This is a genomic window from Pseudoxanthomonas sp. YR558 (assembly GCF_900116385.1).
Taxonomy (GTDB): Bacteria; Pseudomonadota; Gammaproteobacteria; order Xanthomonadales; family Xanthomonadaceae; genus Pseudoxanthomonas_A.
On record NZ_FPCI01000001.1, the window covers coordinates 525,239 to 543,483 of the forward strand.

Genomic DNA, 18,245 nt, shown 5'->3' on the forward strand with positions numbered 1-18,245 from the left:
TCAGCGGGCGAACAGCCCCGCGTACTCCGGTGCGACGTGCGGAAGCAGGACCGCCGCGGGCACGTCGACGGTCTGCGTGCCGTCCGCATACGGCCCCACCTGGTAAGGCGGGAACACGAAACGCAGTGCGGTGATGTGGCCTGCGGCGTCGAGCACCGGCACGAACTCGCTGAAGTTGCCGGCCTCAGGCTCCGTGCCCTCGTCGATCATCCGCGACGTGCTCTTGATGAGCGCGGCGCGGTCCACCGCGGCCAGTTCGTCTTCATCGGCGCGCGTAACCACGGCGGTATGCAACTGCTCGCGCACGTAATCGCTGATGGCCTGCCAGCCTTTGGGTCCGGTGACGAGGGCGGCCGATGTCAGGCGCTGGTCCTGCTGCGGCAGCCAGACGAAACGCGCGATCAGCGGCTGGCCGTGCGCGCCGCCCGTGTAGCGACTGCCATCGGCGGCCACGGCGACGATCTGCGGCGTATCCACCACTTGCTCGAACGCCAGCGAGAGTTCGTAAGGCGCCGAAGGCTTGTCGTTGCCGAACGCCTCCACCGCCTCCATCAGTTCGGCCCGCTCGGCGGCCGAGTAGTCGGCCAGCGCCTTCGCCAAGCCGGGATAGCGGTTCACGGACGCGGGATAGCTGATGCCGACCACATAGTGATCCGTCGTCTCGATGACATCCTTCAATGCCACCGGCGCGGTGGTGGCATCAGGGGCCGATGCCGCCGGCGTCGCGGGCGCATCGGCGGGCGCGCCGGACGGGGATTCGCGCTTGCAGGCCGCCAGCGAGGCAGCCAACAACACGGCCAGACAGGCCAATCGCAAGGTGTGGGGGGTCTTACAGGGGGACACGTTCGGGCTCCTTCCGCGTGTGATGGCCGTCATTCTAGGGCGCACCACCCGCTGCCTCCAGCTGGCTCATCTATCAATGAGTTCCGCGTATTCAGGATGCCGTTCGATGTAGGCCGCGGAATAGGAACAGGCGGGTACCACGCGCCAGCCCTGCGCGCGCGCATGGTCGAGCGCGGACTTCACCAGCGACGCGGCCACGCCGCGGCCGCCGATCTCGTTCGGCACGCCCGTGTGGTTGATGACCATCCGGCCGTCCCGCAGCGAATACAGCAGTTCGGCCTCATGGCCGTCCACCCGGGTGTGGAAACGACGGGCATCGGGGTCGTGATGGACATCCGTGAGAGGCGCGTCGGGGGTCATGGGATCTCCGTGGTGGGGGGCTCATCCGCATTGTGACGCACTGCCCAGCGGCGCCAGAGGCAAAACTGACGTAGCGCGTCACATTCATGCTTGTGAAAGGATTCTTCGCGGACCTGAAACGTGACCCGGTTCGCGAAACAGGAGTTGGCACGATTGCTGCGTGTACTGGGCCATAGACCCGCACTTCGGAGTTCCGCCATGAGCCTGATCGAAGAATTGCCCGACGTCTCCAACGCCAGCGATTTCACGCTGCTGGAAGGCCTGTTCCAACTCACCGTCACTGGCCACACCAGCGATTGGGAGTTCGAGCGCCTCAACAACGCCGTGTACGAGCGTCTGATGTCTGCCTACTCCAGCGCCGAGATCGGCAGCGTGCACGCCGTGCACTCGCTGATGGACTGAGCAGCCCCGCAAGACGCTTCACCCTACCGGGCGCTCCGGCGCGGCGCAGGGGTCCGCCTTCGGGTGCGACTGCCGCGCCGGAGTCCCGTCCCTCCCGCCTTCGCGGGAGGCACCGGATCCACCTCACTCGTTTCAACGAAACCGTGGCATCACTCGCCGCGATGATCGCGCTTGCCCTGGTTGCGCCGGTCCTGTGTGCCGGAACTGCCCTGGATGGCTTTCATCCGGCTCTCTGCCGCGTGCAATTCCAGCGCCTTCGCAGCGGCTTCCGATGACACGAAGCCGGTGCCCTGCGTCGAACCGTGACCGCTTTCGTCGAGTTGCTGCCACGGTGCCGGCTGGCGATCATGCTCCTGCTTCTGCTCAAGCAACGCCTTCGCGGTCTGCAGTGCCTGCTCGGGAGTGATCTTCTTCGGTGCGCGCTTGCGTACCGGGGCCTTGCGCGGGGATGTCGCGACCTGTTGCGGCTTCACGACCTGCTTGGCGCGGGGCACCGCGGCGATGCGTTTCGCCGCTTTCTTCACAACCTTCTTGACCGCCTTCTTCGCGACGGCCTTGCGTACGACCTTCTTTACCGCCTTCTTCGCGAGAGCGCGTTTGCTCGCCATCTTGCGTGGCGTCTTCTTCGCCGCCGCTTTCTTCGCGGGCTTACGTACAACGGACTTCTTGACCACTTTCTTCGCGGCCTTGCTGGCCGCCTTTTTCGTGGTGCGGACGTTCGTTCTCTTTACCGCTTTCTTGGCCGGTTTCTTCACGGCTTTCCTTGCGGCCTTCTTCACCGCCTTCTTCACCACCTTCTTGGCGGCTTTCTTACCCGTCGCCTTGCGTGCCGTTGCCATGCGCTGCTCCACGTGGGGACATGACATCGGAATAGCACGGAGAACCTTCAGTGCAGGTGATCACTACCGCAATGGCGGCTTAACCGAAGCTGGGCCGCGACAATGCGCCGATGAAGTGGGTCAGCACGGCCGGCTCCAACGCGATCAGGAACAGGATGCCGTAAGCAGCGCCCGCCAGGTGGGCACCATGATTGATGTTGTCGCCGCCGCGCTTGTCCATCCAGATGCTGTACGCGATGTAGAGCACGGCGAACACGATCGCCGGCATGGGGATGAAGAACACCCCGATCATCGCCCAGGGATCGATCAAAATGTACGCGAACAGCACGGCCGATACCGCGCCGGACGCGCCCAGACTGCGGTAATTCGGATCCTTCTGGTGCTTGAGGTAGGTGGGCAGGATCGACACCACCAGCGCCGAGAAATAGAACGCGACGAAGGTCAGCCGGCTACCGCTCAGCTGGGTGATGATCTGCTCCATCAGCCGCCCGAAGAAGAACAGCGTGAACATGTTGAACAGCAGGTGCCAGAAATCGGCATGGATGAAGCCGTAGGTCACCAGCCGGTCGTACTGGCGGTGGCGGTCGATCGCCGGCGGCCAGAGGATCAAGCGCATCAGCAGCGAGGGCGTGCGGAACGCGATGAAACTCACCACGCAGGTGACCGCGATCAACAGCAGGGTGATCGGTGCGCTCATCGTGTCCTCAGGCCGCGGTGCGGTAGTTGTCCTGCATCGGATAGGTGCGGGCATAGAGCGCGAACGCCAAGGCCGCAACGAACGCGAAGCCGGCGAAGAAGAACATCAGGAACGCGTTCTCCGTCCAGCCTTGTCCCTGGATCCAGCCGATCACGGCCGGGTCGCGCACGCTGGCGTTGGTCAGCAGCACCCACAAGCCGCCGAAGGTGCTGGTGAGGTACCAGAACGCCATGATCACGCCCTTCATCGCCATCGGCGCCTGGCTGTAGGCGAACTCCAGCGCTGTCGCCGACACCAGGACTTCGCCGAAGGTCAACAACAAGTAAGGCAGCGTCTGCCAAGCGAGCGAGACCTTTTCGCCATCATCCATCTGCAACTGCAGCAAGCCTGCCACGATCCAGGATAACGCGGAGATCGCGATGCCCCACCCCATGCGGCGCAGCGCGGTGACATTGAAGCCCATCTTCCGCAGCGCCGGGTACAGCACCAGGTTGTTGAACGGGATCAGCAGCATGACCATCAGCGGATTGAGCGACTGCATCTGCGCAGCGGCCGCGGATATTTGCTTCGTATATTCCTCGGTGCCCATCAACGCGGTGGGCGGCTGGATCAGGAAGCTGGGCCACCACCATGCGTCGCCCGGCACGAACATCGCCCGGCCCTGGATCACCCAGGTCGACGCCTTCTGGTCGAACAGCGACCAGAAGGGCGTGACCAGCGCGAACACGATCAGGATGCGGAGCACCGAACGAACACCTTCGATGGCGGCATCCGGATGCAAGCCACGCGCCCGTTCGAGCTGCAACGATGCGCCGAAACCGACGCCGGCGATGATTGCGCCGAGTGCGAGGCAAGCGGTAATCACGAAACCCCAGGCGTCGGGCCAGAGGCCAACCCCCGCGAACTTCAACGCCCACAACACCAGCATCGCCACGGCGCCGATCACGCCAACGGCGGCGATCGCGGTGCCCAGGCCGCGCTCGTTGCCCAACAGCGCGCTACGCACGATGTTCAGAAAGGAGTCCGGGTCGGTTCCGCGCGACGGCGGCACGTTGACGTACTTCTTGCGCCCCGCCCAGAAGATCAGCGTGGCGATGAACATCAGGATGCCCGGGATACCGAACGCCCACGCCGCTCCCCAGTTGCGCAGCACCAGCGGCATCAGCAGGGAGGCGAAGAACGAACCGAAGTTGATGATCCAGTAGAAGGCGTCGAAGACCACCTTCGCCTTGCTCTTGTTCGTCTGGTCGAACTGGTCGCCGCAGAAGGTCACGACCAGCGGCTTGATGCCGCCGGAACCCAGCGCTATCAGGAACAAGCCGGTGTAGAAGCCGGCGGCATGGCTCTCGAACAGCGCCAGGCACGCGTGGCCCGCACAGTAGATCAGCGAGAACCATAGGACGGTGTTGTACTTGCCGAAGTAACGGTCCGACAGCCAGCCGCCGAGCAGCGGGAAGAAATACACGCCGATCACGAAGCTGTGGAACAGGTCCTTCGCCGCGCCTTCGCGCGTCGCCTGGTCCGGCAGGTACGCCAGCAGCACCGAGCTGATCAGGAACGGCACCAGGATGTTGCGCATCCCGTAGAAGCTGAACCGTTCGCACGCCTCATTGCCGATGATGTAGGGGATCTGGCGGGGCATGCGGCCCGGGCTGGCTTCTGCGGTCGTGCTCATCCGATCTTCCGGTGAAAAAGTCCCGGAAGGTTACCGTATTGGCCCGCGGCGGGTCGAACCACCAGACCTGCGTTAGCCCAGCCAATAGGGACTGGGACTGACCGCGATTGCGCGGCATCATGCGCCCTGCCCTGTTCAGGATATGACCATGCTGCGACCGCTCTGCACCACGCTGTTGCTGGCCCTTGCGCCGCTCGCGCAGGCCCAGCCTGCCCTCACCACTGTGTCCGAGCGTTCGGGATTCGTCGACACCGGGCGGTACGATGAAGTGGTCGCGCTCTGCGATGCCTTCGCGCGGCAATATCCGAAGGCCGTGCGCTGCACCACGTTCGGCACCACGCCGGAGGGTCGGCCGATGAAGGCGCTGGTCGCGTCCACCAGCGGTGCGCTCACGCCGGAACAGGCGCAACGCCGCCAGCTACCCGTCGTGCTCGTGCAAGGCGGCATCCATGCCGGCGAGATCGATGGCAAGGATGCGGGTTTCCTCGCGCTACGCGAGGTACTGGAAGGCAAGGCGGCCGCAGGCGCCCTCGACAAACTGGTCTGGGTGTTCGTGCCGGTGTTCAACGTCGATGGCCACGAGCGTTTCGGTGCCTGGAACCGCCCCAACCAGCGCGGCCCGAAGGAGATGGGCTGGCGGACCACCGCGCAGAATTACAACCTCAACCGCGACTACGTGAAAGCGGACACGCCGGAGATGCAGGCCATGCTGCAACTGGTGCAGCGTTGGGACCCGATCGTCGCCGTGGACCTGCACGCGACCAACGGTGCGCAGTTCGAACACGACATCTCCATCCAGGTCGAACCCGTGCATGCCGGCGATGCCGGATTGCGCAAAGCCGGACTCGCACTGCGCAGCGGCGTGATCGACGATCTCGCAAAGCAGGGGTCGCTGCCGCTGCCCTACTACCCGTCGTTCGTCGTGCAGGACGATCCCACCTCCGGCTTCGAGGACGGCGTGCCGCCGCCCCGCTTCTCGCATGGCTATTTCCTGCTGCGCAACCGCATCGGCATGCTGGTGGAAACGCATTCGTGGAAGGAGTACCCGGTACGCGTGCGGATCACCCGCAACACCGTCGTCTCGGTGCTGGAGCACGTCGCCCGCGATGGCGCGGCGTGGTACGCCGCAGCCAAGCAGGCGGATGCGTCCGCCGCGCAGCTGGCCGGCACCGCCGAGCCGCTGACCTGGGCCGCGGCACCCACGTCGCACACGGTCGACTTCCGTGGCTATGCCTACACCCGGACGAAGTCCGACGTCTCGGGCGCGTTGATGACGCGCTATGACGAAAAAACGCCGCAGATCTGGAAGGTGCCGCTGAAGGACGAGATCCGTCCCGGCGTCGTCGTGGAGGCGCCGCGTGGCGGCTATCTGGTCCCCGCCGCGGAAGCCGCCTGGGTCGCGCCCGTTCTGAAGACACATGGGGTGGAGTACCGCCTGCTCGGCAAACCGTGGCAAGGCGACGCGCAGGTGTTCCGCGCGACGAAGAGCAGCTTCGGTGGCGCTTCCGTGGAGACGCACCAGCGCCTGACCGTCGAGGGCGACTGGACGCGTGAACAACGCGCCACCCCCACCGGGGCGTTATTCGTGCCGATCGCGCAACCCAAGGCGCGCCTGGTGATGGCGCTGCTGGAGCCCAAGGCGCCGGATTCGCTGCTGGCCTGGGGGCGCTTCAACAATGCGTTCGAACGCAAGGAGTACATGGAGGACTACGTCGCCGAGAGCGTCGCGCGCGAGATGCTGCGGGACCCTGCGGTGAAGGCCGAGTTCGAGCGGCGGCTGCGCGAAGACAAAGCCTTCGCCAACGATCCTTCTGCGCGCCTGGAGTTCTTCTACCGTCGCCATCCTTCGTGGGACGAGCGCTACCAGTTGTATCCGGTATTGCGGACGGACGCCGCACCGTAAGGCGCGGAATGCGCGCTTTCACCCCAGCCGCATCACGCCATAGCGCGGCGCCGCATTGCCACACGTCGTTTCGGTAAGCGGCGCCCCCATCTCGGCGAGCACGGTGCGCTGCTCCGGCAACGGCGTGCGCAACGTGCGGTCCTCGAACGCGGCCAGCCTGGCGAATGCCGGGAGCCCCAGCGCGCGATCGAGGAAGGCCGCAGTGCGGGGCCAGCGCTGCGCGTCCACCTGGTATTTCACGAAAGCCGCGTTGCGGAAGAAGCTGGCGATACTGATGTCGGCGATCGAGAGGTCGCCGAAGAGCCAGCCCGCTTCCGGCAGGCGAGCCTCCAGGTAGTCCAGCGCGACGGGCAACTCTTCCTCGCGCGCCTTGCGGAAGACTTCCTCGTCCGTACCTTCGTTGAACAGGAAGCGGCGCACGCCTTTCTGGAAGAACATCCGCCAAATCACCACGTCGCCGAGGTAGGAATCCGCGTATTCCTCCAGCCAGCGCGCCTTCGCGCGCTCCACCGGATCGGCTGGATACAGCGACGGCGATGGGAAGCGGTCCTGCAGGTATTCGCAGATCACCGTGGAGTCGTTGAGCACCAGGTCGCCGTCGATCAGCACAGGGATGCGCCGCAACGGACTGAGCTTGCTGAAGTCTTCATCACCCACGAATGGCGCGATGGGATCGATGCGATAGGGAATGCCCTTCAGCTCGAGGCAGACCAGCACCTTCCGCACGTAGGGCGAGATGTAATTGCCGATGATCGTCAGCGGTTCCGCCATGTGCCTGCTCCGTCGGGATGGCAGGCAGCGTGCGCACTCGCCGCAGCCGGGTCAACCCAGGGCGGTATCCAACGCCATCATCAGGCAGAAGCCGATGGCCAGGCCCCACGAAGCGATCGCGCCGTGGCCATGGCGATTGGATTCGGGAATCACGCTGTGCCCCACCGCGATGAGCATGGCGCCCGCGGCGAATGCCAGACCCCACGGGAGCAGCATCGAGGACAGGCCCACCGCCCATGCACTGGGCACGGCCGCCAATGGCTCGGCCACGCCGGACAATGCGCCGATGAAGACCGCCTTGCTGCGCGCCATGCCCGCCGTCGCCAACACCAGCGCCACGACCAGCCCCTCGGGCACGTCCTGCAGGGCGATACCCATGGCGAGCCCTTCCGCACCGCTCAAGCGGCCGCCGGCCGAGACGCCTACCGCCATCCCTTCCGGCACGTTGTGCAGCACGATGGCGAGCACGAACAACATCACCCGCGATGGCACCAAGTGCCGCTGCGCATCCAGCGGATCGTCCACCAGCACGCGGTCCATCACCAGCAGTACGCCTGCGCCAAGCAGAATGCCGCCACTGACCAGTGCCGCAGCACCCCACGGCGAGTAGCCCGCACCGGTGGCCGCATCCAGGCCGGGCAGCACCAGCGAGAAGGCGGTGGCGGCCAGCATCACACCGGCCCCAAATCCCAACAGGCCATCGGACACGCGCTGCGGGATCGCCCGCACCACCAGCACGGGCAACGCGCCCAAGGCCGTTGCGAGTGCGCACAGAGCGCCGCCTCGCAGGGCCTGCCGTACGCCACCCTGCGCGGGATCGGCGGGCATGCCGACCACGCACCAGAGCGCGACCGCGATGATCGCGGCCACGGCCAGCAGATACGGCCAGGACGTCTGGGTGCGGGTATGGGCGAACGGCTGCAGGACGCGGTTCATGCCGGGGGCTCCGGTTCGCGATGCGTTTCGTCTTGTCGCTCCATCGTAGCGCCGGCGCCCGCGCTCGTGTCATCGCAAAACTGAATCGATGCGATGGACGAGTTCAATCTCCGGGGCTTATCCGCGTCGCTCGTACTTCCAGTTGCGGGTCTTGCCCTCGGCAAGCCAAGCGATGGCCTGTTCGAGGCGGCGCGCACGCGTCTCCGCGCGCTTGGCTTCGGTAATCCACTCGATGTAGTCGCGACGGGCACTGGGGCTGAAGCCGTCGAATGTGGTCTTCGCAGCCGCGTTGCCCGCCAGCGCATCGCGCAGGTCGGCGGGCACACGCAACGCGGGGCGTGCGGTACGTGCGGCGTCTTTCGACCCCGGCTTCGTTCCGGCATCGATCAGGGCCATCGCCTTGCGGATCAACGCGACCAGGGTGCGCTTCGCGGGGAAGTCGCCGACCTTCGTCATCTTGCCGAAGCTGCCCATGCCGGCCCGCTCGCCCGTCTCCATGACCTGCGCGTGCTGCCAGAAGCCGAACGACGCATGCTGCTTGAACGCCGCCATCCCGCACAGGATGCGCCCCCCGTACTGGAACGTCGGCATGCCCCACTTCACCGTTTCCACGACCTGCGGGCACGCCTCGTGCACGACGGCGCGCGCATGCAACAGGATCGGCTGGGCGAAGTCGGCCGCCTTGGCGATGTAGGCGTCGATACGCGGATCGGTCGTCGGCATGTCGGGCTTCCCGATGGGCTGGCGCACTGTAGCGCGGCCTGCGCCCTTCCCGCATTGACGAACCATTACGTGATTCGTGGCTATGCTGGGCCACCTCGAACGCGGGAGCGCCCTCGATGATCCGTCCCCTGCTGGCCGTCGCCTGCTTGTCGCTGGCGGCGTGCACGCCGCGCCCCGACACCCATCCAGGCCAACCGGCGCCCGCGCCTGATGCGCCTCGCCAGACCGCCACCGTCGAAGGCCGCGCCACCTACCTGGAACGGATCGCAGCGCCGCCCGGCGCACGCCTGAGCGTGCAGTTGGTCGACGCCCAGTTGGCCGACACCCCCGCGGCGGTGATCGCCAGTCAGGAATTCACCGACTTGTCCGGCCCGCCTTACGCTTTTTCGCTGACTTACGACCCAGCGAAGCTCCGGCCCAACGGCCAGTACGGCCTGCATGCCGGCCTGCGCGATGCGCAAGGGAAGCTGTGGTTCGTCACCGATACCCGCGTGCCGGTCACGCTGGGCACGTCGTCCCCGGTGGAATTCCGCATGGTGCGCGCCGGTGGCGATCCGGTCCCGCCGACCGGCTCCCCTTGGGATCAGGCGAAGGCGCGTGGCATCGTCTTCCGCGGTATCGGCACCGAACCCGGTTGGCTGGTCGAAGTCGGCGCTGGCCCCAACCCGCCGCTGCATGCGGAGCTCGACTACGGCGAGCGCAAGGTCGATGTGGCGCGCCTGGATCGGATGCCGGAGGGCTACCGGGGCAAGACCGCCGATCAGACTGCCGTGTCGCTGACCACCCGGCGCGAGCCCTGCAGCGACGGCATGAGCGATACCGAGTACCCCGTCTCCATGACGCTGGTCGTGGGCGAACAGACCTACCGCGGCTGCGGCCGCTTCCTCAACGAATGAGCCCCTGATGAGCCGACGCTCCCGCCGCCGCCAGTCCTCCGGTCTGCGCCTTCCCCTGCTCGCCTTCGTGGCGTTGCTCCTGATCGGTGCCGGCGCCTGGTGGTGGTCCCAGCGCGACGCTGCGCCCGACGCGCCTGCGGTTGTCGCCGCGCAGGACGCCGGCGACCCAAAGCGCGTCAATGAAACGCTGGCGCTGCCGCCGGTCGAGGACACGCGGCCTGGCGGTCTTGCCGGGCAGGTGCCCACGCTTGAACCGGAACCGGCGCGTTCGCCCCCGGCCGCGACGCAGGCGGCGGATGCCTTGCCCGCTTTCCTGCCGCCGGAGGCCCGCACCACGCTGGACCTCATCCAGCGCGGTGGTCCTTTCCCGCACCGACAGGATGGCGCCGTCTTCCAGAACCGCGAAGGCCGTCTTCCGCGACAGGCGCGTGGCTACTACCACGAGTACACCGTGGATACGCCCGGCCTCGATCACCGCGGCACGCGGCGCATCGTCACCGGGGGTACGCCGCCGAGCGAGTACTACTACACCGACGACCACTACGACAGCTTCCGCCGGTTCGAGATCGGCCAGGGCAGCACGCCATGAGCGACTCCGGCTTCGATCCCGGCCTGACCGATCCCGCGCACGCGGGTGTGTTCTTCGTCACCGAGGACGACCTGGGCGCGCTCGCCGCCGTCGGGCGCGATGCCGGCCTGCTCGCGCGCCGCATCGATCTTTCCGGGTGCGACGGCAAGGCGGCGCTGCTGCTGCGCATCGCGACGGTACTGGACTTCCCCGATACCTCGGGCCGGAACTGGGATGCCCTGTCGGACAGCCTGCGCGATCTCTCCTGGCTGCCCGCCCCGGGCTATGTGCTGCTGTTCGAAGAGGCGCATGCGCTGCGTGAGCGCAACGAAGCCGATTTCGACACCCTGCTCGACATCCTGGACGAAGCCTCGCAGGCCTGGGCCGCCGACGAAGTGCCTTTCTGGTCCTTCATCGCATTGCCCGAGGAAGATTTCCCGGACCTGCAATAGCGGCCGGCGAGGCACGCGCCGATCTGCGAAAATGGCGCATGCACGATTTCTCCCATCTCCCGTTGTCGCCCGGCCTGCAGCAGGGCGTCGACGCCCTCGGCTACACCCAGCCGACCCCTATCCAGGCGCAGAGCCTGCCCGCCATTCTCGACGGCCGCGATGTCATCGCGCAGGCTCCGACCGGCAGCGGCAAGACCGCCGCGTTCGGCATCGGCCTGCTGCACCGGCTGGACCTGGCCAGCGTGCGCACCCAGGCGCTGGTGCTGTGCCCGACCCGCGAACTCGCTGACCAGGTCGCGCAACAGATTCGCAAGCTCGCGGTCGGACTGCCCAACCTGAAAGTGTTGACGCTGTGCGGCGGCCTGCCGCTGGAGCCGCAGATCCGCTCGCTGGAAGCGCACGACCCGCATGTCGTCGTCGGCACGCCGGGCCGCATCCAGGAACTGCTGCGGAAGAAGGTGTTGCACCTGGGCGGCGTGCGCACGCTGGTGCTGGACGAAGCCGACCGCATGCTGGACATGGGGTTCGAGGAGCCGATCCGCGAAATCACCGGCAAGACGCCGAAGGACCGCCAAAGCCTGCTGTTCTCCGCCACCTTCACTGACGCCATCCGCACGATCGCCCGCAATACCCTGCGCGATCCGCTGGAGGTGACCGTGGATGCTCCGCAGGAACAGGCGACGATCGAGCAACGCTTCGTGCAGGTCGAACCGGCGCGCAAGCAGATCGCACTGGCGGGGCTGATCGCGCAGCAACGCGTGGAAACCTGCGTGGTGTTCTGCAACATGCGCAAGGATGTCGACGAAGTCGCCGGCTCGCTGCAGCACTTCGGCTTCTCCGCCCTCGCCCTGCACGGCGACATGGAGCAGCGCGACCGCGACGAAGTGCTGGTGCGCTTCGCCAACCGCAGCTGCAACGTGCTGGTGGCCAGCGACGTGGCCGCGCGTGGCCTCGATATCGAAGACCTGGGCCTGGTGGTCAATTTCGACATGCCCAGCGATGCGGACACCTACATCCACCGCATCGGCCGCACCGGTCGTGCGGGCCGCGACGGCCTGGCGATCAGCCTGTGTACGCCACGCGAACTGCCGCGCGCGACGATGCTGGAAGAGCGCCTCGGCGCGCCGCTGCTGTGGGACCGCAACGTGCCGGTCGCGCCCAAGGCGCACGCCGCACCGCCGGCGGCGATGACCACGCTGCGGATCGACGCCGGCAAGACCGACAAGCTTCGCCCGGGCGACGTGCTAGGTGCGCTGACCGGCGATGCGGGGCTGTCCGCGGCGGCGATCGGCAAGATCAACGTCTTCCCCACCCGCACCTACGTGGCGGTTGCACGCGACAAGGCTGGCGCCGCACTGGCGCGGCTCAACGCGGGCAAGATCAAGGGACGAAGCTTCCGCGTGCGCAAGCTGTAATGCGCACAAACAAAAACGCCGGCGCTTGCGCACCGGCGTTTTCTTGAACCGTAGGGTTCAGGGCTGGATTACAGCGCCTGCACCTGGTCGGCCTGCATGCCCTTCTGGCCCTGCACGGCGACGAAGGTGACCTGCTGGCCTTCCTTCAGCGACTTGAAGCCATTGCCCTGGATCGAGCGGAAGTGCACGAACAGGTCGGGGCCGCTCTGCGGGGTGATGAAGCCGAAGCCCTTGGCGTCGTTGAACCACTTGACGGTGCCGGTCTGACGATCAGACATCTTTACTAACTCCTGAAACATGGATGAAAGGACCACGATTCCAGCATTGGCTGGAACGGGACTGGGTTTGCAGGCGTTGGTAAAGCGGGAAGATGTAGCAGATGTATCTACCGCATCAGGCTCACGATTCACGGTGACCCTGGCAAGCACAGTGCCGCGCACTCTACCGGGGTTTTGACGTAAAAGCGAATCCCTCCACGATCGAAGCTGAACAGGGCGATCCAAGCGGCCCGTGTAACCGGTTGCAGCCCACGGTGGGCGCCCCGCCGCGCGGCGTATGATGGCGCCCCTTTCCGCGAACCCCCGCCATGGCGCTCAAAGCCACCGTCGTCAAAGCCGAAATGCAGGTCAGCGACATGGACCGTCATTACTATGGCGGCCACACCCTCACCCTGGCCCAGCACCCCTCGGAGACCGACCAACGGCTGATGGTCCGCCTGCTGGCCTTCGCCCTGTTCGCCGACGAACGCCTGGAGTTCGGCCGCGGCCTGAGCACCGAGGACGAACCGGACCTCTGGCGCAAGGACTACACCGGGGACATCACCCAGTGGATCGACCTGGGCCAGCCGGACGAATCCCGCATCCGTAAGGCCTGCGGCCGGGCCGACGAGGTCATCGTGGTGAACTACGGTGGCCGAGCGGCCGATCTGTGGTGGGACAAGAATGCCAGCGCGCTGGCCCGCCACGCCCACCTCACCGTCATCGACATCCCCTTTCCTGCGGTCGAAACCCTGGAAACGTGGATGAACCGCACGATGCGCTTCAACGTGATGATCCAGGACGGCGAACTGCATTGGATCGGAGACGAGGGCACGCTGGACCTTCGCCCCGTCGTGCGCCAGGCCGGCACCCCGCGCGGTCGCTGAGGTGCTGCCCACCCACGACGTGCTGGTCATCGGCGGCGGTGCGGCCGGCCTGATGACCGCCCTCACCGCCGGCCAGCGCGGCCTGCGCGTGCTGGTCGTCGAGCACGCCAACAAGGTGGGCAAGAAGATCCTGATGTCCGGCGGCGGGCGCTGCAATTTCACCAATACCGGCACGACGCCGGCCAACTTCCTGTCCGCCAACCCGCATTTCTGCAAGTCGGCGCTCGCCCGCTACACGCCCGCCGATTTCATCGAGATGGTCGAGCGGCACCGCATCTCGTACCACGAGAAGGAACTCGGGCAGCTGTTCTGCGATGTCTCCTCCAAGCTCATCGTGAAGATGCTGGTGGACGAGTGCCTCGCCGCGGGTGTCCGCATCGAGACGGATTGCCGCGTGGAGCGCATCGAACAGGCCGATGGCGTGTTCCGCGTGGACACCTCGCTGGGCCGCTTCGCTGCGCCGTCGCTGGTCGTCGCCACCGGTGGGTTGTCGATCCCCAGCATGGGCGCCAGCGGCTTCGGCTACGACCTGGCGAAGCGGTTCGGCCATGAGGTGCTGCCCACGCGCGCGGGGCTGGTTCCGCTGACGCTCAGCGGCAAGCACCAGGAGCGATTGGCCGACCTGAGCGGCGTGTCGTTTCCGGTGGAAGCGCGCTGCGGCAAGGCCCGCTTTCGCAATTTCGTGCTGCTGACCCACCGCGGTGTCAGCGGACCGTCGATCCTGCAGATCTCTTCGTACTGGCAACCTGGCGACGACCTGCGCCTGGACTTGCTGCCCGACCGCGATGCGCTGGACTGGCTGGAAACCCAGCAGAAGCAGCGGCCCGATGCCGAACTGAAGACGGTCCTGTCCGACGCGTTGCCGCGCCGCTTCGCCCAGCGCCTGTGCGAGGTCTGGCTGCCCAACCGGCCGATGAAGCAGTTCAACACGCCGCAGCTGAAAGAAGCCGCCGCGCTGCTGGCCGACTGGCCGCTGGTCGCCAGTGGCACCGAGGGCTATCGCACCGCTGAGGTGACGCTGGGCGGCGTGGATACCGACGGCGTATCCAGCAGCACGCTGATGTCGAAGCATGTGCCCGGCCTGTTCTTCGTCGGTGAAGTGCTCGATGTGACCGGCTGGCTGGGCGGCTACAACTTCCAGTGGGCCTGGGCGTCCGGCCATGCGGCCGGCATGGCGGTCTGACGCACTGCGGCGTTCCTGTCCGCAGCGGCCTTGCTACCCTTTGGAAACCGGTGTCATTCGAGGGTTTCCATGGCTCCTGCCTATTACACGTCACGCCGTCAGTTCCTGATCCAGTGCGCCGGCACGTCGATGCTCGCCGCCCTGTCAGCCGCGTTGCCTGTCGGTGCGGCCACGCGAGGCGCGCCCGTCGCGACCACACGCAGTGGCCGCATCGCCGGCCGGACCGAGCGCGGGATCCATGCCTTCCTCGGCGTGCCCTACGGCGCGGATACCTCGACACGCCGCTTCCAGCGCGCGTCCCGCGAGTTGGCATGGACCGGCGTACGTAATGCGACCCGCCACGGCGCCTCCGCCCCACAGCGCGGTGATGCTGACGGTCAGCCAATCAGCGAAGACTGCCTGTTCCTCAACATCCACACACCAGCACTGCGGGACGGGCGGAAGCGCCCGATCCTGGTCTATATCCATGGCGGCGGCTACAACAACGGCTCCGGTTCGCATCCGCTCTACGGCGGCGTAAACCTGTGCCGACGAGGCGACGTCGTCGTGGTCACCGTCAACCACCGGCTCAACGCGTTCGGCTATCTCTACCTGGGCGAAAGCGGCGACGAACGCCTGCGCGACGCCGGCAACGCCGGCCAGCTGGATCTGATCGACGCGCTGTACTGGGTGCGCGAGCATGCCCATGAATTCGGCGGCGATGCAGGCAATGTCACCGTGTTCGGCCAATCCGGCGGCGGCGCCAAGATCGCCACGCTGATGGCGATGCCCGAGGCCGATGGCCTGTTCCACAAGGCGATGACGATGAGCGGGCAACAGGTCACCGCCGCCGGTCCACGCGCCGCGGCCCAGCGTACGGCGCTGTTCCTGGCGGAACTCGGACTCAGCCCACGCGACACGGACGTACTGCTGGCGATGCCGATCGCGCGCCTGCTGGAGGCCACGCGCGTGCGCGATCCCTCGCGGGTGGAGAACACCTCGCTCTACTTCGGCCCCGTGCTGGATACGCACAACCTCCCGCGGCATCCGTTCTATCCCGACGCACCTGCGCTATCGGCGCGCATCCCGATGGTCATCGGCAACACGCGCGACGAAACCCGCGCGTTCCTGGGTAACGACGAGGCGAACTTCGCCCTGACGTGGGACGCGTTGCCGCAGAAGCTGCGCGAACAGCAATACGTGGATCTGTCCCCGGACGCGGTCATCGCCGAGTACCGCCGGCTGTATCCGGACTACACGCCGTCGGAGGTGTTCTTCGCGGCCACCACCGCCGGCCGTTCGTGGCGCGGCGCCATCATCGAAGCTGAAGCGCGTGCGTTGCAGGGCGCGCCTGCCTGGGTCTACCAGTTGGACTGGCGCTCGCCCGCCGAGGATGGTCGCCTGCGCGCCTTCCACACGCTCGATATTCCGCTGGTCTTCGACAACGTCGCGGCAGAGGGATCGAGAACCGGCGACGACGCGCGCGCGCACGCGATGGCCTCGCGCATGAGCGAGGCCCTGATCGCCCTCGCCCGCCATGGCGACCCGAACCACGCCGGTCTGCCGGCGTGGTCGCCGTACACGCTGCCGCAGCGGCAGACGATGGTCTTCGACGACGCCTCACGGTTGCAGGACGATCCGCGCGGGGGCGAACGGCGTCTCTACGAACAGGCGCCCTTCGTTCAACGCGGCACCTTCTGAGCGTCAGCCGCCGGCCATCACTTCGGCCGCGATTTCGAACGACCGCAGCCGCTTGGCGTGATCGAAGATGTTGGCGGTCAGCATCAGCTCGTCGGGACGATGCCGCTGGATGAAGTCCGCGATGCCCTTGCGCACGGTTTCGCGGCTGCCGATCACGGCGCAGGCCAGCGCCTGTGCCACGCCTGCCTTTTCATGCGGCTCCCAGAACGTTTCGATATCGTCGATCGGTGGCGGCACCAGGCCTGCACGGCCACGCCGCAGATTGACGAAGGCCTGTTGCTGGGTGGTGAACAGGTGCTTCGCTTCGGCATCGGTTTCCGCCGCCACTACGTTCAGCGCGAGCATCGCGTGCGGCTTCGGCTGCTGCTTCGACGGACGGAAATCGCGGTGGTACAGCAGCAGCGCCTGGTCCATCGCATCCGGCGCGAAGTGCGACGCGAATGCATACGGCAAGCCGAGCGCAGCCGAGAGCTGTGCGCCGAACAGGCTGGACCCCAGCAGCCACACCGGCACGTCCAAGCCCGCGCCCGGCACGGCACGTACCGCCTGGCCTTCCTGCACCGGCTCGAAATAGCGCAACAGCTCCTGCACATCCTGCGGAAACTGCTCGGCACTGTCGAAGTAGCGGCGCAAAGCGCGCGCGGTCGGTTGGTCGGTGCCGGGCGCGCGGCCCAGGCCCAGGTCGATGCGGCCCGGATACAGCGAGGCCAACGTGCCGAACTGCTCGGCCACCTGCAGCGGCGAATGGTTGGGCAGCATGATGCCGCCCGCACCGACGCGGATCGTCGACGTGGCGCCCGCCACATGGCCGATCAGCACGGCCGTCGCCGCGCTGGCGATGCCCGGCATGTTGTGGTGCTCGGCCAGCCAGTAGCGCGTGTAGCCCCAGCGCTCGGCGTGCTGCGCCAGGTCACGCATGTGGACGAAGGCCTGCGTGGTGTCGCTGCCTTCGCAGACGGGGGCAAGATCGAGGAGCGAATACGGAATCATGGGTCCACCAGCGATGACGATACCATCGTCATGGGGTCGCGCGTGGCGCGATTCCACCTCAGCGGGCGGGATGCTGTATCCCGCTCACCCCAGCAGGTCGAACGGGCCACCCTGCTCCAGCGCACGCTGGTAGGCCGGTCGCGCATGGATGCGCTGCAGGAAGGCGGCGAGGTTCGGATACGCCTCCAGGCCGGCGCGCACAGCGGCGGCTTCGACCGGGAAACTCATCTGGATGTCCGCGGCGCTGAACTGTTCGCCCGCGAACCACGCCGCCTTGCCAAGTTCGCTTTCCATGTAACCCAAATGGAGCTTCACTTGCGGCCCGACGAAGGTCTTCAGCGCCTTGTCGGCGATGCCGCGCGCGATCGGTCGGGCGAAGAAAGGCATCGGCGCTTTCTTCAACCGCGAGAACACCAGGCTCAGCAGCATCGGCGGCATCGCCGAACCCTCGGCGTAATGCAGCCAATAGCGATAGCGCAGATGCTCCGCCGTGCTGGGCGACGGCGCGTAGCGCCGTGCGGCATCGTAGCGCTCCACCAGGTACTCCAGCACCGCACCGGATTCGGCCAGCACGTGCTCGCCATCGACCACCACCGGCGATTTGCCCAGGGGATGCACCTTCTTCAGTTCCGGCGGCGCCAGCATCGTCTGCGGGTCGCGCTGGTAGCGCACCACCGTGTAGTCCAACCCAAGTTCCTCCAGCAGCCAGAGCACCCGCTGGGACCGGGAATTGTTGAGATGGTGGACCGTGATCATGCCGGCACTCCG

The 18,245-nt window shown here is 66.7% G+C and carries 19 protein-coding genes and 1 pseudogene; 9 read left to right on the top strand and 11 right to left on the bottom strand.

Going from position 1 to position 18,245, the window contains the following annotated elements; translation table 11 throughout:
* Both BM365_RS02345 and BM365_RS02350 read right to left on the bottom strand, forming a co-directional pair.
* A complete protein-coding gene (locus BM365_RS02345) occupies nucleotides 1-843 on the bottom strand; it encodes a DUF3298 and DUF4163 domain-containing protein (RefSeq protein ID WP_233210779.1) in 843 nt (280 codons plus the stop codon).
* Between the two features lie 66 nt (nucleotides 844-909).
* On the bottom strand, nucleotides 910-1,203 hold the full coding sequence (locus BM365_RS02350; RefSeq protein ID WP_093486241.1) for a GNAT family N-acetyltransferase: 294 nt from the start codon (nucleotides 1,201-1,203) through the stop codon (nucleotides 910-912).
* A gap of 198 nt (nucleotides 1,204-1,401) precedes the next feature.
* On the opposite strand from BM365_RS02350, the gene BM365_RS02355 reads away from it, so the two are divergent.
* Complete coding sequence (locus BM365_RS02355) at nucleotides 1,402-1,605, top strand: hypothetical protein (protein ID WP_056880390.1); 204 nt, start codon at nucleotides 1,402-1,404, stop codon at nucleotides 1,603-1,605.
* A 149-nt stretch (nucleotides 1,606-1,754) separates the two neighbouring features.
* On the opposite strand, the gene BM365_RS02360 is transcribed toward BM365_RS02355, so the two are convergent.
* The 3 genes from BM365_RS02360 to BM365_RS02370 form a co-directional block, all read right to left on the bottom strand.
* A complete protein-coding gene (locus BM365_RS02360) occupies nucleotides 1,755-2,456 on the bottom strand; it encodes a hypothetical protein (RefSeq protein ID WP_139227283.1) in 702 nt (233 codons plus the stop codon).
* 67 nt (nucleotides 2,457-2,523) lie between these two features.
* Complete coding sequence (locus BM365_RS02365; protein WP_093486245.1) at nucleotides 2,524-3,141, bottom strand: rhomboid family intramembrane serine protease; 618 nt, start codon at nucleotides 3,139-3,141, stop codon at nucleotides 2,524-2,526.
* 7 nt (nucleotides 3,142-3,148) lie between these two features.
* Nucleotides 3,149-4,816 carry a POT-type proton-dependent oligopeptide transporter gene (locus BM365_RS02370; protein ID WP_093486247.1) on the bottom strand — a complete coding sequence of 556 codons (1,668 nt, stop codon included), beginning with the start codon at nucleotides 4,814-4,816 and terminating at the stop codon, nucleotides 3,149-3,151.
* Between the two features lie 214 nt (nucleotides 4,817-5,030).
* On the opposite strand from BM365_RS02370, the pseudogene BM365_RS02375 reads away from it, so the two are divergent.
* Nucleotides 5,031-6,719: pseudogene (locus BM365_RS02375) on the top strand (M14 family metallopeptidase); the annotation flags it as partial.
* Between the two features lie 18 nt (nucleotides 6,720-6,737).
* Here the strand turns inward: BM365_RS02375 and BM365_RS02380 are convergent.
* The 3 genes from BM365_RS02380 to BM365_RS02390 all read right to left on the bottom strand — a co-directional run bounded on the left by BM365_RS02380 (nucleotide 6,738) and on the right by BM365_RS02390 (nucleotide 9,149).
* Nucleotides 6,738-7,490, bottom strand: a complete 753-nt coding sequence (locus BM365_RS02380; protein ID WP_093486251.1) for a glutathione S-transferase family protein — start codon at nucleotides 7,488-7,490, stop codon at nucleotides 6,738-6,740.
* A 51-nt stretch (nucleotides 7,491-7,541) separates the two neighbouring features.
* A complete protein-coding gene (locus BM365_RS02385) occupies nucleotides 7,542-8,426 on the bottom strand; it encodes a ZIP family metal transporter (RefSeq protein ID WP_093486253.1) in 885 nt (294 codons plus the stop codon).
* A gap of 117 nt (nucleotides 8,427-8,543) precedes the next feature.
* Nucleotides 8,544-9,149, bottom strand: a complete 606-nt coding sequence (locus tag BM365_RS02390) for a YdeI/OmpD-associated family protein (RefSeq protein ID WP_093489403.1) — start codon at nucleotides 9,147-9,149, stop codon at nucleotides 8,544-8,546.
* Nucleotides 9,150-9,265: 116 nt separating this feature from the next.
* Here BM365_RS02390 and BM365_RS02395 point away from each other — a divergent pair, with 116 nt between their 5' ends.
* From BM365_RS02395 to dbpA, 4 genes are read left to right on the top strand one after another with little or no spacing between them, the layout of a single operon-like run.
* On the top strand, nucleotides 9,266-10,045 hold the full coding sequence (locus BM365_RS02395; protein ID WP_093486255.1) for a YbaY family lipoprotein: 780 nt from the start codon (nucleotides 9,266-9,268) through the stop codon (nucleotides 10,043-10,045).
* Between the two features lie 7 nt (nucleotides 10,046-10,052).
* Entirely contained in the window at nucleotides 10,053-10,634 is a 582-nt protein-coding gene (locus BM365_RS02400) for a guanyl-specific ribonuclease (protein WP_093486256.1), read from the top strand.
* On the top strand, nucleotides 10,631-11,065 hold the full coding sequence (locus BM365_RS02405) for a barstar family protein (RefSeq protein ID WP_093486258.1): 435 nt from the start codon (nucleotides 10,631-10,633) through the stop codon (nucleotides 11,063-11,065). The genes BM365_RS02400 and BM365_RS02405 overlap by 4 nt, the downstream gene beginning before the upstream one ends.
* Before the next feature lie 38 nt (nucleotides 11,066-11,103).
* Entirely contained in the window at nucleotides 11,104-12,480 is a 1,377-nt protein-coding gene (gene dbpA, locus BM365_RS02410) for an ATP-dependent RNA helicase DbpA (protein WP_093486260.1), read from the top strand.
* A gap of 68 nt (nucleotides 12,481-12,548) precedes the next feature.
* Here dbpA and BM365_RS02415 read toward each other — a convergent pair whose 3' ends face one another.
* Nucleotides 12,549-12,758, bottom strand: a complete 210-nt coding sequence (locus BM365_RS02415; protein ID WP_056880400.1) for a cold-shock protein — start codon at nucleotides 12,756-12,758, stop codon at nucleotides 12,549-12,551.
* A 308-nt stretch (nucleotides 12,759-13,066) separates the two neighbouring features.
* Here BM365_RS02415 and BM365_RS02420 point away from each other — a divergent pair, with 308 nt between their 5' ends.
* The 3 genes from BM365_RS02420 to BM365_RS02430 all read left to right on the top strand — a co-directional run bounded on the left by BM365_RS02420 (nucleotide 13,067) and on the right by BM365_RS02430 (nucleotide 16,487).
* Nucleotides 13,067-13,624: a YaeQ family protein gene (locus BM365_RS02420; protein ID WP_093486262.1), complete on the top strand. Its 558-nt coding sequence runs from the start codon at nucleotides 13,067-13,069 to the stop codon at nucleotides 13,622-13,624.
* 1 nt (nucleotide 13,625) lies between these two features.
* Nucleotides 13,626-14,807, top strand: coding sequence for a BaiN/RdsA family NAD(P)/FAD-dependent oxidoreductase (locus tag BM365_RS02425; RefSeq protein WP_093486264.1), 1,182 nt, complete (start codon nucleotides 13,626-13,628; stop codon nucleotides 14,805-14,807).
* Between the two features lie 129 nt (nucleotides 14,808-14,936).
* Nucleotides 14,937-16,487 carry a carboxylesterase/lipase family protein gene (locus tag BM365_RS02430; RefSeq protein WP_233210863.1) on the top strand — a complete coding sequence of 517 codons (1,551 nt, stop codon included), beginning with the start codon at nucleotides 14,937-14,939 and terminating at the stop codon, nucleotides 16,485-16,487.
* A 3-nt stretch (nucleotides 16,488-16,490) separates the two neighbouring features.
* Here the strand turns inward: BM365_RS02430 and BM365_RS02435 are convergent, their stop codons facing one another.
* Both BM365_RS02435 and BM365_RS02440 read right to left on the bottom strand, forming a co-directional pair.
* On the bottom strand, nucleotides 16,491-17,477 hold the full coding sequence (locus BM365_RS02435; RefSeq protein WP_093486268.1) for an LLM class flavin-dependent oxidoreductase: 987 nt from the start codon (nucleotides 17,475-17,477) through the stop codon (nucleotides 16,491-16,493).
* An 84-nt stretch (nucleotides 17,478-17,561) separates the two neighbouring features.
* On the bottom strand, nucleotides 17,562-18,233 hold the full coding sequence (locus BM365_RS02440) for a glutathione S-transferase (protein WP_093486270.1): 672 nt from the start codon (nucleotides 18,231-18,233) through the stop codon (nucleotides 17,562-17,564).
* Between the last annotated feature and the right edge of the window lie 12 nt (nucleotides 18,234-18,245).

Coding starts and splice junctions, on each gene's coding strand:
- BM365_RS02390 (WP_093489403.1), bottom strand. CDS start 9,149: ATGCCGACGACCGATCCGCGTATCGACGCCTACATCGCCAAGGCGGCC.
- BM365_RS02385 (WP_093486253.1), bottom strand. CDS start 8,426: ATGAACCGCGTCCTGCAGCCGTTCGCCCATACCCGCACCCAGACGTCC.
- BM365_RS02405 (WP_093486258.1), top strand. CDS start 10,631: ATGAGCGACTCCGGCTTCGATCCCGGCCTGACCGATCCCGCGCACGCG.
- BM365_RS02395 (WP_093486255.1), top strand. CDS start 9,266: ATGATCCGTCCCCTGCTGGCCGTCGCCTGCTTGTCGCTGGCGGCGTGC.
- BM365_RS02365 (WP_093486245.1), bottom strand. CDS start 3,141: ATGAGCGCACCGATCACCCTGCTGTTGATCGCGGTCACCTGCGTGGTG.
- BM365_RS02435 (WP_093486268.1), bottom strand. CDS start 17,477: ATGATTCCGTATTCGCTCCTCGATCTTGCCCCCGTCTGCGAAGGCAGC.
- dbpA (WP_093486260.1), top strand. CDS start 11,104: ATGCACGATTTCTCCCATCTCCCGTTGTCGCCCGGCCTGCAGCAGGGC.
- BM365_RS02355 (WP_056880390.1), top strand. CDS start 1,402: ATGAGCCTGATCGAAGAATTGCCCGACGTCTCCAACGCCAGCGATTTC.
- BM365_RS02350 (WP_093486241.1), bottom strand. CDS start 1,203: ATGACCCCCGACGCGCCTCTCACGGATGTCCATCACGACCCCGATGCC.
- BM365_RS02415 (WP_056880400.1), bottom strand. CDS start 12,758: ATGTCTGATCGTCAGACCGGCACCGTCAAGTGGTTCAACGACGCCAAG.
- BM365_RS02420 (WP_093486262.1), top strand. CDS start 13,067: ATGGCGCTCAAAGCCACCGTCGTCAAAGCCGAAATGCAGGTCAGCGAC.
- BM365_RS02430 (WP_233210863.1), top strand. CDS start 14,937: ATGCTCGCCGCCCTGTCAGCCGCGTTGCCTGTCGGTGCGGCCACGCGA.
- BM365_RS02380 (WP_093486251.1), bottom strand. CDS start 7,490: ATGGCGGAACCGCTGACGATCATCGGCAATTACATCTCGCCCTACGTG.
- BM365_RS02440 (WP_093486270.1), bottom strand. CDS start 18,233: ATGATCACGGTCCACCATCTCAACAATTCCCGGTCCCAGCGGGTGCTC.
- BM365_RS02370 (WP_093486247.1), bottom strand. CDS start 4,816: ATGAGCACGACCGCAGAAGCCAGCCCGGGCCGCATGCCCCGCCAGATC.
- BM365_RS02400 (WP_093486256.1), top strand. CDS start 10,053: ATGAGCCGACGCTCCCGCCGCCGCCAGTCCTCCGGTCTGCGCCTTCCC.